This window comes from Banduia mediterranea (assembly GCF_031846245.1).
Taxonomy (GTDB): domain Bacteria; phylum Pseudomonadota; class Gammaproteobacteria; order Nevskiales; family Nevskiaceae; genus Banduia; species Banduia mediterranea.
This window is the reverse complement of record NZ_JAVRIC010000030.1, coordinates 1-15,579: the sequence shown is the minus strand read 5'-3', so window position 1 is coordinate 15,579 and position 15,579 is coordinate 1. Positions and strand designations below refer to the sequence as shown.

The 15,579-nt window shown below is 64.1% G+C and carries 11 protein-coding genes; 7 read left to right on the top strand and 4 right to left on the bottom strand.

Going from position 1 to position 15,579, the window contains the following annotated elements; translation table 11 throughout:
* Nucleotides 1-26: 26 nt before the first annotated feature.
* Genes RM530_RS16450 through RM530_RS16440 form a run of 3 tightly spaced genes read right to left on the bottom strand, consistent with a single transcriptional unit; the run spans nt 27 to nt 3,189 of the window.
* Entirely contained in the window at nt 27-1,073 is a 1,047-nt protein-coding gene (locus RM530_RS16450; RefSeq protein ID WP_311366349.1) for a quinone-dependent dihydroorotate dehydrogenase, read from the bottom strand.
* Entirely contained in the window at nt 1,070-1,747 is a 678-nt protein-coding gene (ribA, locus tag RM530_RS16445) for a GTP cyclohydrolase II (protein ID WP_311366348.1), read from the bottom strand. Before ribA ends, RM530_RS16450 begins: the two co-directional genes overlap by 4 nt.
* Nucleotides 1,748-1,770: 23 nt before the next feature.
* Complete coding sequence (locus RM530_RS16440; protein WP_311366347.1) at nt 1,771-3,189, bottom strand: 3-oxoacyl-ACP reductase; 1,419 nt, start codon at nt 3,187-3,189, stop codon at nt 1,771-1,773.
* 350 nt (nt 3,190-3,539) lie between these two features.
* Here RM530_RS16440 and RM530_RS16435 point away from each other — a divergent pair, with 350 nt between their 5' ends.
* A complete protein-coding gene (locus RM530_RS16435; protein WP_311366346.1) occupies nt 3,540-4,424 on the top strand; it encodes a hypothetical protein in 885 nt (294 codons plus the stop codon).
* A 184-nt stretch (nt 4,425-4,608) separates the two neighbouring features.
* A complete protein-coding gene (locus RM530_RS16430) occupies nt 4,609-4,842 on the top strand; it encodes a hypothetical protein (RefSeq protein WP_311366345.1) in 234 nt (77 codons plus the stop codon).
* Here the strand turns inward: RM530_RS16430 and RM530_RS16425 are convergent.
* Nucleotides 4,839-8,333, bottom strand: coding sequence for a pyruvate carboxylase (locus RM530_RS16425; RefSeq protein ID WP_311366344.1), 3,495 nt, complete (start codon nt 8,331-8,333; stop codon nt 4,839-4,841). The two genes, RM530_RS16430 and RM530_RS16425, sit on opposite strands and share 4 nt — an antisense overlap.
* Nucleotides 8,334-8,337: 4 nt before the next feature.
* Between RM530_RS16425 and pilV the strand changes: the two genes are divergently transcribed.
* Genes pilV through RM530_RS16400 form a run of 5 tightly spaced genes read left to right on the top strand, consistent with a single transcriptional unit; the run spans nt 8,338 to nt 15,193 of the window.
* Nucleotides 8,338-9,243, top strand: a complete 906-nt coding sequence (pilV, locus tag RM530_RS18810) for a type IV pilus modification protein PilV (protein WP_349256265.1) — start codon at nt 8,338-8,340, stop codon at nt 9,241-9,243.
* A complete protein-coding gene (locus RM530_RS16415) occupies nt 9,236-10,390 on the top strand; it encodes a PilW family protein (protein ID WP_311366342.1) in 1,155 nt (384 codons plus the stop codon). Before pilV ends, RM530_RS16415 begins: the two co-directional genes overlap by 8 nt.
* Nucleotide 10,391: 1 nt before the next feature.
* Nucleotides 10,392-10,970 (top strand): PilX N-terminal domain-containing pilus assembly protein, encoded by a 579-nt coding sequence (locus RM530_RS16410; RefSeq protein ID WP_311366341.1) that lies wholly within the window; start codon nt 10,392-10,394, stop codon nt 10,968-10,970.
* A gap of 3 nt (nt 10,971-10,973) precedes the next feature.
* Nucleotides 10,974-14,708: a pilus assembly protein gene (locus tag RM530_RS16405; RefSeq protein ID WP_311366340.1), complete on the top strand. Its 3,735-nt coding sequence runs from the start codon at nt 10,974-10,976 to the stop codon at nt 14,706-14,708.
* Nucleotides 14,705-15,193: a type IV pilin protein gene (locus RM530_RS16400; RefSeq protein WP_311366339.1), complete on the top strand. Its 489-nt coding sequence runs from the start codon at nt 14,705-14,707 to the stop codon at nt 15,191-15,193. Before RM530_RS16405 ends, RM530_RS16400 begins: the two co-directional genes overlap by 4 nt.
* The last annotated feature ends 386 nt before the right edge of the window (nt 15,194-15,579 follow it).

Below are 15,579 nucleotides of genomic sequence, written 5' to 3'. Positions count from 1 at the left end.
GTGTTGCATTGCGGCAACGTGGCAATCTAACGGACGGACCGTGCTGCGGCAACCGCAGCGATACACTCGGAAACAAGTCCCGGTCCGCGGTATATCAGCCCTGAGTAAATCTGGACCATGTCCGCACCCGCCAGGATTTTGTCCGTGGCGTCGCGGCCGGCCAGGACGCCGCCGACCCCAATGATCGGAAACGAAGCGTCCAGCCGCGCGCGCAAGGCGCGCAATGTTTCATCAGCCAGGGGCTTGAGCGGTGCGCCGGACAGACCGCCGGCTTCATTCGCCAGCGGAGTCCCGTCCAGACCGGGCCGGGCAATCGTGGTGTTGGTGGCAATCAGGCCGTCCATGCCGCAGGCTTGGGCGGAGTCGGCGATGTCCGTGAGCCCTGCGACATCCACATCCGGCGCGATCTTGAGCAGCAGCGGCACACGCCGGCCAGCCGCATCGGCCAACCGCGCGCGGACCTCGCTCAGGCCGCCAAGCAAGGCATCGAGCTTGCCGCGTTCCTGCAGTTCACGCAGCTTGCGGGTATTCGGCGAGGAAATGTTGATGGTCACATAGTCGGCGCAGTCGTAAACCGTTTCCAGGCCGACGCGGTAGTCGCCCAGCGCCTGCTCGATCGGCGTATCGAAGTTCTTGCCGATATTGATGCCGATGACTCCACGGTAGGCGGCGCGTTCGCGCACCCCTCGCACCCGCTGCGCCAAGGCGTCGACGCCCTGGTTGTTGAAGCCCATGCGATTGATCAGCGCCTGCTGCGCCGGCACACGAAACAGGCGCGGCCGCGGATTGCCGGGCTGCGGCCGTGGCGTGACGGTGCCGACCTCGACGAAGCCGAAGCCGAGGCGGCCAAACGCTTCGATCGCCTCGCCGTTCTTGTCCAGGCCCGCCGCCAGGCCGACGCGGTTCGCGAAGCGCAGACCGAGGCAGTCGAAGGGATCGTCCTGCACGTCCCCGCGGAACGGCAGCGTGGCGAGTCGCGGCAGGTGTTTCATCGCCGCCAGACTCAGTTCGTGCGAACGTTCGGCGTCGAGCGCGAACAGCAGCGGGCGTAGCAGCGCGTAGAAATCGCTCAAGAGTCGCCCGCGTCGGGTGAATCGGGTGAACCGGGTGAATCTGGGGGGGCGGCCGAATTCGCTCTTGATGCGGCCGGCAACGGATTCAAAATATGGCCGAGCTTGTCGGCCTTGGTCGTCAGATAGGTCTCATTGTGCGGGTTGCGTCCGCAGACGATTGGCACGCGCTCGACGACCTCGACACCGCCGCTTTGCAGCGCGTCGACCTTGCGCGGGTTGTTGGTCATCAGCCGCACGCGGCGCAGATCGAGATCGAACAGCATGTCCAGCGCCAGCGAATAGTCGCGAGCATCCGCCGGAAAGCCAAGGGTTTCATTGGCTTCGACGGTGTCATGGCCCTGATCCTGCAGCGCATAGGCGCGAATCTTGTTGGCCAGGCCGATACCGCGTCCCTCCTGGCGCAGATACAACACCAGACCGCGACCCTCGGTCGCGATTCGCTGCAGCGAGTGCTCAAGCTGGAACCCGCAGTCGCAGCGCAGGGAGAACAGCGCGTCACCGGTCAGGCATTCGGAATGGATGCGCACCAAGGGCGGCAATCCGCCGAGATCGCCGATCGAGATCGCGAGATGCTCCTTGCCATCCTCGGTCTGATAGACCGCCATGTCGAACACCGCGAACGGCGTCGGCAGCTTGGCCTGGGCGAGGCGACGTGGTGGGCCTTTTCGGGCCACCGCCGGCTTTGCGATGGACGGGATCACTGACCGAACCAGTTCTGGCCGCAGACGCGCAGCACCTTGCCGTTGACACCACCGGCGTACGGCGAGGCCATGAAGGCCACCGCTTCGGCAATATCGAGTGGCTTGCCGCCCTGCCCCAGCGAACACAGGCGACGCCCCACCTCACGCGGAATCATCGGCATGACTGCGGTCATCCGGGTTTCGATGAACCCGGGCGCGATCGCATTGATCGCACCGCCATGTTCGGCGAATTTCGGCGCCAGCGCGGCGACGTAACCGATCAGGCCGGCCTTGGTTGCACCGTAGTTGGTCTGGCCGGCATTACCGCCGATCCCGCCAATGGAGGAAATGCAGACCATGCGCCCGGCGTCACGCAGCACACCGTTCAGAAGCTTTTCGTTGAGACGGATGATCGCACCGAAGTTCACGTCCAGCACCTGATCCCACCAATGCGGCGGCATGTTGCGCAGCGTCTTGTCGCGGGTGATACCGGCGTTGTGGACGATGATGTCGGCACCACCAAAGCGGCTCATCAACTCGCTGGCGATCAGCTCCGGCGCGGCGGCGTCGGTAATGTCCGCAGCCAGGGTCTGGCCACCGATGGCGCCCATGGTTTCCGCCAGGCTCCGCTCTTCCTGCGGACGGTCGATGCCGATGACCTGTGCGCCTTCACGCGCGAGGACCTCCGAGATCGCGGCACCAATGCCACGCGCGGCGCCCGTGACTACGGCGACCTTGCCGGTCAAGGAGGCTGTCCAGACCGCCGGCATATCGCCCTTGGCATCAAGCTGCAGGCACTGACCGCTGATATACGAGGAATGGTCAGACAGCAGGAAACGCAGCGCGCCCGGCAGCGCAGCATCGGCTGCCGGATCGACCTCGAGTAGATTCACCGTCGAACCCTTGCGACCGATCTCCTTGCCCAGCGAACGCACGAAGCCGCGCAGCGCCGCCGCGGTGGCCGCTGCATCGGCATTCTCGAGTTGGGCCGGCAGGCGTCCGATCACGACCACGCGCCCACCGGACGCGAGCTGGGACACCAAGGGCTGCACGAAGTCGAACAGCACGCGCAGATCGCTGGGCAGTCGCGCGCCGCTGGCGTCGAATACCAGTGCCGCACTCTTCTCGCCCTCACCGGGGGCCGGCTGGTTGGTCAGTGCGACACTGGCTTCATTGGCGGCCTTCTTCAAGGTCTCGATGCCGCCGACATCGGCGCGAACCCGCACCGTGGCGCCGCTGTCGTGCAGGCAGCGCAGCAGTACCGGGAGCAAGTCGGCGCCATGGGTGGCACCGACCGACACGGCGCGGCTGCCCAAGGGCTGATCATTCCAGCCGCTGGTGTCGCGTCGTAATCGAGGCGGCTGCGGCAGCCCCATCATCGATGACAAGGCTCGTCCGAAGGACGTATGCGAAAACTCCAGATAACGATCGACCATGATTGTGGTCCCGGAAATGTGGCGCGCTATTATCGCAGTGTCGCGCAGTGGCGGACAGCGGCATCGGCGAAAGGCAAGATTTTTCGATTGACGTCGGCCACGGGCTTGTGACTAGACTCTCGCGCAGAAGCGCTGCGCGCCAAGAGTTTCGTCGGGCAGCAAACGTGGTCGGGCCGGGCGGTCGGCCCGGACAGTAGATCAGGGCACGCGCTCAGGGCGGTGGATCGGGGACGAAACACATCACATGTCGTGGACGTCTGCGTATCGCATCTGAACGAAATGTATTTCAAACAGGGAGAAACCGGGTTCGGGCAGCAGTCCGGCACAGCCGGTCGCAGGAGGGCACAGGCTTGGGCGAAAATCCACATCCACTAGGCACCTTGGTCGTCGTCGTCGTCATCGCGGCCGCGACTTACTTCGCCTTCGACCTGCTGGCATCGAACGAGAAGGCCGATTCCGCCGACCGCGGGCGCCTCGACCCGGAGTCTGTGTTCTCGGGCTCCGTGGACCCAATGGATGTGGCGCTGGACGACAGCGACTCGATGCCGCTACCGACCATCGGCGGCCAGACGGAGATGGCGGGCACCGCGCCATCACCCGACGCGGCGGCGACCGAAACCGACGGGGGTGCCGCCGACACGGTAGACGATCCCGCAGAAGTGAAGGACACGCTCGAAGCGGAATCGCGCGACGACGCCGAGCTGAGCGAGCACATGGCAGTCGATCCGGAGCCGAGCTACGGCAGCAAGCCAATGCCGGCACCGACGCCGGAGGCCCGACCGGAACCGGGCCCGGACGCCAGCGATGAGCCGATGAGCCCGACGCCGGGACCCCGCTCCGCTACCCGGACCCAGGCCGAGCCCAAAGCCTCGAACACGACGGTGGAACGCGCGGGCCCACCCGACGCCCGCCTGGTTTACCAGTGGTGGCCGGCGCAGCCGCGTGCCGGCAGCTTCGGCCTGATCTACGCCGGACAGCTCGCCAAGCGATCGGCGATCGCGCTCAACTTCTCGCAGGCCGTGGACCCGACCAGCGCCGGCGCACTCAAGGTGCTCGACGACAGTGGCAAGCCCGTCGGCGGCGAATGGGAGCCGGCCGCGAGCAATCCACGCATGCTGGTGTTCGAAACGCCGTCCGCCGGCCGCTACACGGTTGTCGTAGGACCGGAAATCAAGGATCAGCGTGGGCGCGAGCTGGGCTATCGCGCTGAGGGGCCGGTTTATCTGCGCCCATAGTCGTCGTAGGCCGGCGCCCTGTGGCGGGCGCGTCGGCTTCGGTCACGACACCGTCGCGAAGCGCCGATAGGCTTTGTCGACCGGAACGGGCGAATCATCGCTTTTGGGTGGCCGCTTGCTGCATGTGAAATTGCCCCGCTATGGATGCCTGGAGCCGGCCTCGGCTAATCGGACAGATGGTTAAGTGGATTCTCTGCTCTACTCACGGGGCGCTGAGAGGCACCCGCTCGTGCTGGAAGCGACGGTGGAATTCGTCAGGCGCTCGCGCAGGGCAGTATTCATTCAGCGGATATGGGGTGGGCTTTGGCAGCTCCATCATGCATTCAATGGCAACACCCGCGCATCTCTTTTCGCCGCCATCGCCGGCGAGAAAATCAGCCTCGTCCGGGAATTTCGCAAGAGGCTCATGTTGAATTAATTTCCTGGCTTGGCTACTGGCTCGAATTCAATCAGTAGGTCTTTGGCAGACACGACGCTGCCAGGGGCAACCATCACCCGAGCGATCTTGCCGCCATGCGGCGCTGCCACCAGCGTTTCCATTTTCATCGCTTCGAGCGCGAGCAGCACCTCGCCCTTGTCGACGATATCTCCTGGCTTGACCGCAACGCGGGAGATCATGCCCGGCATCGGCGCCCCAATTTGATCGGGATTGCCGTCCACCGCCTTGGGCTGCTCGGACTGTGCCTTGGCGCCGGCCTTGTCGACGTTGACGGTACGGGGCTGGCCGTTCAATTCGTAGAACAGTTTCTCGCCCGCACTGGTTTCCGCGCGGCCCTGCAGTCGAATGATCAGCGTCTTGCCGCGGTCGATCTCGACGCTGATTTCCTCGCCCTCACGCAAACCGTAGAAGAACGTGCTGGTCGGCAGGCGCGAGACTTCGCCGTACCGTGACTGGTGCGCGACAAAATCGGCGTAGACCTTCGGGTACATCAGGTGAGCGGCGAGTTCGCGATCGCTCAGCTCACGTTCCAGGGCCTTTCCGACCTCGCTGCGCACGGCTTCCAGATCCACCGCTGGCAGACTTTTCCCGGGACGCTCGTTCAGCGCCGGCTTGCCGCGCAGAATCTTGTCCTGCAGGGCCGGCGGCCAGCCGTCCGGTGGCAGCCCGAGTTCGCCGCGGAACAGTTGCACCACTGATTCCGGAAAGTCGATCGGCGTATTCGGGTCCTCGACCTCGGCGGGGCTCAGTCCCTTGGCGACCATGAACAGCGCCATGTCGCCGACGACCTTGGAGGTCGGTGTCACCTTGACGATGTCGCCGAACATCCGATTGACGTCGGCGTAGGCCTGCGAGACCTCGGACCAGCGCGAGGCCAGCCCCAGAGCCCGCGCCTGTTCGCGCAGATTGGTGTACTGGCCGCCCGGCATTTCATGGCGATAGACGTCCGCAGTGCCGGAGCGGATTCCGGCCTCGAACGGCGCGTAGTAACGGCGGGTATCTTCCCAGTAATCCGACAGCATCTGCATCGAACCCAGGTCGATGCCGGGATCGCGCTCGCTGCCCGCGAGGCTGGCCGCGATCGAGCCCAGATTGGGCTGGGAGGTCAGTCCGGACATCGCATCCAGCGCGCCGTCCACGGCGTCGCAGCCGGCTTCGATGGCCGCCAGCACGCTGGCCGCGGCAATCCCGCTGGTGTCATGCGTATGAAAATGCAGCGGCAGACCGATTTCCTGTTTGAGCGCGCGGACCAGTTCGCGCGCCGCACGCGGCTTGCACACGCCGGCCATGTCCTTGATGCCAAGGACGTGCGCGCCGGCCGCTTCCAGCGCCTTGGCCATGTCGATGTAGTACTTGAGATTGAACTTCTGTCGGCCAGGATCGAACAGATCGCCGGTGTAGCAAATCGTGCCTTCGCACACCGCACCGGTTTCGATGACGGCGTCCATGGCCACGCGCATGTTGTCGACCGAATTCAGGGAATCGAACACGCGAAAGATGTCGATGCCGTTGGCCGCAGCCTGCCTGACGAAGTATTGCACCACGTTGTCGGCGTAGTTGGTGTAGCCCACGGCGTTGGCCGAGCGCAGCAGCATCTGCAGCGGCAGGTTCGGCATCGCCTCGCGCAACTGCGCGAGCCGGTCCCAGGGATCTTCCTTGAGAAAGCGCATCGCCACGTCGAAGGTGGCGCCGCCCCAGCATTCCATCGACAGCAGGTTCGGCAGTAGCCGCGCGTAGTACGGCGCGATCTCCACCAGATCCTTGGTGCGCATGCGTGTGGCGAACAGTGACTGATGCGCGTCGCGCATGGTGGTGTCGGTCAGGAGCACCTGTTCCTGTTCTTTCATCCACTGCGCGAAGCCGGCGGCGCCGCATTGCAACAGGATGTCCCGAGTGCCGCTGGGGACCGGTGTGCCTCGTGGCAATGTCGGAAGACGTGGTTCGGGCAGCGGCAGGGCAGGTGCTTCGCGTCCCTTCATCTCGGGACTGCCGTTGACCACGACTTCGCCGATGAAGCGAAGCAGCTTGGTTGCACGGTCGCGCCGTGGCGTGAACTCGAACAGCTCAGGCGTGCTGTCGATGAAGCGCGTGATGCATTCGCCGGATTTGAACTGCGGGTGATTGATGACGTTTTCGAGGAAGGCGAGATTGGTCGACAGTCCCCGGATTCGAAACTCACGCAGGGCGCGGTCCATGCGCGCGATCGCATCGCCCGTGGTCTGGCCGCGTGCGGTGATCTTGACCAGCAGGGAATCGTAGTAAGGCGTGACCACCGCGCCGCCATAGGCCGTGCCGCCGTCCAGACGAATGCCGTGTCCGGCGGGACTGCGGTAGGCCAGCAGGCGCCCGTAGTCCGGAGTGAATCCGTTTTCGGGGTCTTCGGTGGTGACGCGGCATTGCAGGGCGTGGCCTTCGAGGCGCACCTGGTCCTGAGTCGGCAAGCCAGGGCGTGCGTCCTGCGCGGGCGCGCCGATGTGCATGCCCTCCGTAACCAGAATCTGACTCTTGACGATATCGACGCCGGTCACTTCCTCGGTCACGGTGTGCTCGACCTGGATGCGTGGATTGACCTCGATGAAATAGTAGCGGTCAGTGTCCGCGTCCATCAGGAATTCGACTGTGCCGGCGTGCGAATAGCCGACCTGGCGGCAAAGGCGCAGTGCCGCCTCGCACAACTCGGACCGCCTTTCAGCGGAAAGATAAGGCGCCGGCGCGCGTTCCACGACCTTCTGATTGCGGCGCTGCACCGAGCAGTCGCGTTCGAACAGGTGAACAATGTCGCCGTACACATCGCCGAGTACCTGCACTTCCACGTGACGCGCGCGACGCACCAGCTTTTCGACATAGACCTCATCGTTGCCGAAAGCCGCCTTGGACTCGCGGCGTGCGGTCTCCATCTGCGGGCCAAGTTCGGATTCGGACTCGATCACGCGCATGCCGCGCCCGCCGCCGCCCCAGCTGGCTTTCATCATGACCGGGTAGCCGACCTTGGCAACCAGAGCCTTGCAGGCATCCAGCTCGACCGGGAGAGCCCCGGAAGCCGGCAGGACCGGAACCTGGGCGGCTTCGGCCGCGGCGCGCGCCGAAACCTTGTCGCCCAGCGTGCGCAGAACGGTAGGGCTGGGACCTATGAAGCGGATGCCGGACGCCGCGCAGGCTTCGGCGAAATCCGGATTCTCGGAAAGAAAGCCGTAGCCGGGATGTATGGCATCGGCGCCGGCATCCAGCGCGATGCGAATGATGTCCTTGATGTCCAGATAGGCGGCGATCGGTTTGGCGCCTTTGCCGACCAGGTAACTCTCGTCGGCCTTGAAACGATGCAGGGCGAAGCGATCTTCGTGCGCGTAGATCGCGACGGTGCGAATTCCCATTTCGGCGGACGCGCGCATCACGCGGATCGAGATCTCTCCACGATTGGCGACCAGAAGTTTGCGGACCGGCGCGTGACCGGCGCCTGCTTGATTGGACATTTTTATGGCAGTTCCTGATGGCAGCGCCAAGGATGGACAGGCGCGGCGTCCTTACTATGATGACGTGGCAGTGACCTGCTTGTCGCGACCCACCGGAATTCGGATCATCGGCGGGCCTGTCGACGGGGGCGGGAGCACTGATCAGGTACTCGCGCCCATTCGTCGGCATTTTGTTCGCTCGGATGTTTCGTCCCTTATAAGAACAGGCATGTCATTGACGAATGGATTCGCAGGGCTCGCCTCAAGGCGTTCGATGGGTTTGAGCGCAAGGCGGGCATTTCGCACCGCCGCTTTCGCATCGGCACCGCGCCGTGTTCGTGGCATGACGCTGATCGAGATTCTGGTGACGATCTTCGTCACCGGTGTCGGCCTGCTCGGAGTCGCCAATCTTCAGGTCGTGGCCAAGCGGATCAACTACGAAGCCTTGCAGCGCACCACCGCCACAGCCCTGGTGCAGGACATCGCGGAGCGCATGCGCGCCAATCCCTCGAATCTTGCGGCGTATGTCACCGACGACGTGACGGCCCTTACCGGCACATCCAATTGCGCGGCTTCCGATGGCGGATGCAGCACAGCCGAACTGGCGGTGTTCGATCTGGAACGCTGGCGCCGCAAGCTGGTGGGCGAGGATCAGGTCGATGCGACGACCGGTGACGAGACTGGCGGTCTGGTGTCACCCACCGGCTGCGTCATCCAAGCCGATACCGGGGTGTATTGGGTGGTCGTGGCGTGGCGTGGAATGAACGCCGCCGCACCGCCGGATAGCGCGGTGCCGGCCAGCGACCCTTCGCGCAACACCTGCGGGCTGGCGCTGGGCCGCTACGACGATCCGGATCAGGACGGCAACGACGACCGCATGCGCCGCTTTGTCGCGGTGCCGGTACTGGCCTCGGACCCTTACCTTGATTGAGGGAACCATCGTGCGCCACAGCCAACAGGGCTTTTCGCTGATTGAGTTGATGATCAGCATGACTCTGGGCCTGGTGCTGACCGGTGCGATCGCTGCGGTTTATCTGTCGACCAATCGCAGCAGTCGTCAGAACGATCTGATCGTCGGCATGCAGGATCAGGGACGTTTCGCCCTGTCCAATCTGTCGCGCGATCTGATGATGGCGGGCTACATGGGCGGCATTCGCTATGCCGACGTGATCACTCCGAATCTGATGGATCTGGACGGCGGCAACGACATCACCTCGGCCACCAACGCTTTGCCGGTGTCTCAGGACTGCGGACCGGACGCGTCGCGATCCTGGGCATTCAATTTGCCGCTGCGTGCCGAATTCCGGAATCAGAGCGAGACCGCGAGCGCCGCATCACGCTGGCGCTGCCTGGATGATGAACTGATTCAGTCGGGAACCGACATCCTGGTCATTCGGCGCGTTTCCGGCGCTGCGAGTGCTCAGATGGGAGCCGACGCCACCGATGTGACGCTCCAGCCCCATGAGTTCTACCTGCAGACCAACGGCGTGGCCGGCACCCTGATCCGTTGGGGCGCAGCGGCGACCGCCGCGCCGAGCCCGCTCGATAGTCCGGCTCTGCCGCCGATGCGCTTTCACCGTTTTCTGCCGCGTCTGTATTTTGTGCGCAACTATACGAAAACCCCTGGCGATGGTCGGCCCGCCTTGTGTCGCAAGGAGCTGTGTCACACGGGCTTTTCCGGGACCAGCGGCAGTGAGACCGCCAGCTGTGGCGCTTCGGATGCTGCCGCATCAGCGACCGGTGTCTACACCGAGTGCATCGCCGAAGGCGTGGAGGACTTGCAGATCAGCTGGGGCCTCGACACGGATGGCGATGAAGTGCCCGATCGCTACAGCAGCACGCCCGGAGACGAACTTCAGACGCGAGCGGTGACGGCGCAGATCGCCTTGCTGGTGCGTTCGCGTGATGGCGATGCGACATATACGAATCAGAACAGCTACCAGATTGGCGACAAGGACGAGCCGTTCGTGCCCTCTGAGGTCGTCGACCCGCAGGGTACGGCCGAAGTCGACAAGGCCAGGCACTACTATCGGCGGATCTTTTCGACGACGGTCAAGCTGCGCAATGGGGGAGGCTGATATGGGGATATTCGCCAGCAAGCGTGCGGGGCGCCATCAGTCGGGTGCTGCGCTGGCTACCGCACTATTGTTCCTGATCGTGCTGACCCTGCTGAGTCTGGTCGCGATGCGGTCCGGGCGGGTGGACCTGCGCTTGGCTTTGAACGACGAAAGCCGGATGGCCGCTGCGCAGAGCGCGCAGTCGATCCTGGAATCGGTGCTGGCCGACGCCCGATACCTGGAGGTGCGGCCGGGCTCCGACTATGTCCAGTCCTGTTACGTGGCTTCAGATCTGGACATCGAATCGCTGGAATCCGAATACGGTTTCGAGTGCCCGAACAACGGCCCCGATTTGATCGACCTGCCCGACTCGATTCTGGCGGATCATGCATACACGTCGGTACATCGCGATGCCGTCGGGGGACTCGACTTCGCGCCGATGTCGGCACTGCGCGAAGGTGATAGCGGGCTGCGCTACCAGCTCGCCGGGTTCACGGTGACGGCGGGCTTCGACCGCAGCCAGGGGGCGCTGGGTGGAGCCGAGGTGGCGCAGGGGGTTTACGTCAAGCTTGATACGCGCGCCGGCCTGACGGTGCGATAGGGCATGAAAACCGCACGGAGCCGATTCATCGCATTGATTGTGGGGCTTGTCTGCGTGGTGCCGGCCGCGTTCGCCGACGATATCGACATCTACACCAATGCCAGCGACAGCCCGCTGCGCAAGCCGCTGACGATCCTGGTGCTCGATCTCAACCTGCTCGGCATCTGCGACAGCACCGGCCTGGTGACGCCGGCCAGCAACCGGGACAGCCTGCAGAATCCGCAGCTGTGCCTTGATCTGCAGAACATATTGCCACTCGACGAGCTGCTGGGCGGGCTGACCGATAATCCCGCGCAGTTTCTCACCGATCTCCTGTTCGGCGCGGATGATGACAAAGGCGATCTGGCACTTGAGCTATGTAATCTTTACGGTCTGCTTGGGCTGGACTCACCAATCGGCACGCTGCCGGTGCTTGGTCCTTTGCTGAAACCCTTGCTGGGTGGCATTTCCACCTTGAGTTGCGCCACCGTGGGTTTGATCTTGGCCATTCCGATCGTCGGACCGATCGTGGAGGCCACACTTGATGGTTTCATCGGCCGACTTCTCTCGGGATTGCTCCATCCCCTGTTGACCACGGTCGTGGGCCAACTGCCGCAAACCGTGATCGGGCTGTTGAATACCACGGTCTTCGGGGTTCTCAACCTGGGCCAGATCGGGCTGATTGGACTTCTGGAGTCGATCCTCAACCAGCTGATCGATTCCGAGGTGGCGATCATGGTGTCGCATGCGGACCGCTCGAACGCGCTCGGCAGCGGCGCCGCAGACTGCGCGTTCGGCGACGAAGCGGCGATCACCTTGACTCGCCGGGAAACACGGAATTGCAGCAATGGCGCCTACTTCCTGTTGGGTCCGACACCGCTAATAGACGACGGTACGGTTGTCGACGTGCTCGCCTATGTCGGCAATCTGCTCGGCAATCTCCTGGATCTGTCGAATATCCGTGATGCCCTGACCGCGACCCTGGCCACCGCCGTGACCTCGCCGACGCAGCTATTGCCTCCGTACCAGGGCAAAGAAGTCTACGTCGAGATCGCGCAGCTGCTGTCGGGCGGTGAGGTCTACAACGCGCCGTTGGATCGCTGGGATGGTCTCACCGGTTTGATCGGTCGCGATCGCGGCATCGAATCCGGCGGCCACTATCGGCGTCCTGATCTCGAATGCCGAAGGGCCAACGTGCTCAACATCCAGTTGACCCAAAGTGTGGTCGATACAGAATCCGACGCGCGGCTCGCTCAGCTTTTCCCGGGGGCGGTCAATGGAGGGGATATCGCCTTCGCGGATCTGGTGCGCGAGGCCCAGGAGGTCGGCTTCGATGACGGCACCGGTCACACCGTGACCCTCAACTCGCATTTCATTCTTCAGGAAAACCTGTCCAGCTTCGACGCTCTGGTGAATGTCGGCGCCAATGTGACGACCTATGTCAACAACCTAGGCCTGCTCAATCTGGGCAAGACCGCCGCACAATTGCTGCAACCGACGCTGGTGGTCGACGCCTCCTTGCTGACGCCGAGCCAGACCTTCGACCTGAGCCAACCCGGGCGGGTCACCGGCGACGCCTACTTCGGCCTGTTCCGGCCGGCCGAGGGCATGCATCCACGCTGGGATGGCAACCTCAAGAAACTGGCGCTCGAATCGGACGATGGCAGTTACAGCTACGTCGACGTCAACGGCAACGAGGCAATCGCGGACGATGGCCGGATCAAGCCCGGCGCGCTGAGTTTCTGGACCGAGACCGGCGGCAAGCTTGGTGGCCGCAGCGGCGACGGTCGCGACGCGACGCTCGGCGGTGCCGGCCAGCGCATACCGGGCTATCAGTACGGTGGCGGCGGCAATCCCGGCCGTTCCAACAGCAATGGCAAGCGCAAGCTTTTCTACGATCATCGCGCCAGCTTCAATGGCGCATTGAGCCTGAGGGGCCTGGACGCTGACGCCGGCGACACGATTGCCGAACTGCAGCCCGATCTCGGGGCGGCGAACGCAAGCGAAGCCCAGGAGCTGCTGCTGTATGTCCGAGGCTTTGAGGTCGGCACCAGCAGCGCCAGCAAGGGCACCTCCAACAGTCTCAAGGGGCGCGAGTGGATGCACGGCGCGGTGCTGCATTCGCGCCCGGTGGCGATCAACTATGGCGCACGCGGCAGCTACAGCGACGACAACCCGGATGTGCGTCTGGTCTACGGTGCCGCCGACGGTTTCCTGCGCATGTTGCGCAACACCAACAGCGGCGGTGCGGAATCCGGCGTCGAGGCCTGGGCGTTTATGCCGCGCGTCTTGATGAAGACGCAGAAGGTACTGCGCGACAATCAGCCGGGCGGCCCGATTCCGCACGGTGTCGACGGTGCGCCATCGGTCCTGCTGATCGACCGTGACAGCAGCGGACATTCACCAGGAGACGGCAAGATCGAAAGCAGCAACGCAAACGATCACGCCTATCTGTTCTTCGGCGTCGGGCGCGGCGCCAACCTGCAATTCGCTGGCAGCAGTTACATCTACGCGCTCGACGTGACCGACCCGGACAATCCTGAACTGTTGTGGAGGATCGGTGCCGATGGTCTGTATCGCGCCAGCGGTGGCGTCAGCAGCGGGCAGGCCTGGTACGCGAGTCTGGCGATGAGCACCTCGGCGCCGCAAGTCGGACGACTGAGGCTGGAGCGCAACGGTGCGGCGGAAGCAGTCGATGTCTTGATCTTCGGGGGCGGTTACTACGGCGGACATGGCAGCGCCAACGAATCGCTGTACAAGGACATGAGCGGAACCGTCGGCAGTGATGACCTGGCCGGCAAGGGTGTATACATCGTCGATGCCCTCACCGGCGAGCTGATCTGGCGGACCGAGACCGGGGCCACGATGGCCTGGAACGGCGCGACCCGCAGTTTCCGGCATCCGCTGATCGCCGACAGCATCGCCGCCGACCTGTCGCTGGTGGACAGCGATGGCGACGGCTATACCGACCGGCTCTATGCCCTGGATACCGGAGGCCGCCTGTGGCGTGCCGACCTGCCCGGCAGCGATCCGGCGGACTGGACCTACGGTCCGCTCGCCAGCGTGGGACGCCACAACCACAGTGATCAGGCAGCGAGTCTCGCGGATGATCGCCGGTTCTTCCAGGCACCGGATTATGTTCCGTTCCGCGACGATAACGGCGTGTTCGATGCCGTGGTATTCGCAAGTGGCAACCGCGCGGCGCCGCTGAGCACGGCCACCAACGACTATCTGTACATGTACCGCGATACACGGATTCGTTCGGGCAAGACGGTCGATGACTTGATCGATACCGAAAGCGGACTGGCCCAGCAGGCCGATTTCGTCGATCTCACGCAAGCCTGCGCGAGCGGGCAGGCGAACTGTGCCGACGGCAAGGATCTGTCGAACGGCTGGAAGCTGAGCCTGACTGGCGCTGGTGAAAAAGCCTTGTCTCAGCCTCTGACTGCCGGCGGCGTGGTTTTCCTGAGCAGCTATTTGCCGACCGATCCCGATGAGGCCAGCTGCGAGCCGCGTGAAGGCGACGGCAGGCTCTACGCGGTATCGCTCAGCGACAGCCGCCCGGTGGACCTGAGCCAGTTTGCCGACGATGGCGACGGCGATGCGCGCAGCACCTTGAGCGCCACGCCGGGATTGAGCGGACAGTTCGATACCCTGGGCCGGGCCGTCACCGCAAACACGGAGACGTTTCCTTTGAGAAGCCGCCGCTTCTATGATGTGTACTGGCGGGAACGCCGGGGCGACGAGGCCTTGCAATGAAGCAGCCGGATTCAAGGCCAGGCGGATTCAGTCTGGTCGAGCTGATGGTGACGGTGGCGATCGTGGCAATTCTTGCCTCGATCGCCTACCCCAGCTATCGCGGCTATGTGCTGCGCGCCAACCGTACCGCGGCCAAGGGCGCCCTGAGCGAAATTGCCTCGCGTCAGGAAGGGTACTTCGTGGATCGCAAGGGCTACGCCGGCACGCTCGGCGCACTGGGCTATGCCGCCGCGACCCTGTATCTGGCGTCCGATGGGACACTGTCCTCAAGTGAACAGACCTCCAGCATCTACAGGATCAGTCTGTCCGGCGGCCTGACGAACACCTGCCCCAGTACCGGGACCGCCAGCACGACGAACTACTCGATCCTGGCCGTGCCGGTCGCCTCGCAGGCCAGCGATACCGTTTGCGGCAGCCTCTGTCTGGGGGCGAGCGGCCGTAAGCTGGCCTCGGGCACCCGTCCGGAAAACTGCTGGTCCCGATAGAATCGCAATGATTGCTGGCAGAGGTCGCCGAGCAGTGCGTCCAGGCGATCGGCGCGGCGATAGGTCGCGATGCAGACACTGAGATCAGGCACGCGTCCGGGGAGTGGGTGATTCGAGAGCTGTCGAGGTTGTCCGGCTGAAATCGGCTGCGGTGCCACGCCACGGAGACGAAGGCGATGCTGATGCCGAGAAACGTGCCGAGGCGGATCAGGTGACGGACCGTCACGCCGGGTTCGATCGACCAGGCGACGCTGAGTATCGCCAGCGCGACGAACGCGAGTAGCCGGTAGGGGTGAGCAAAGCGCAGCGTGCCCACGCGGTGGCCGGGCGTGAACGTCCGCGTGGGCACGGTTTACGGCCTTTGTCCACCCTACCTACTCAATGCC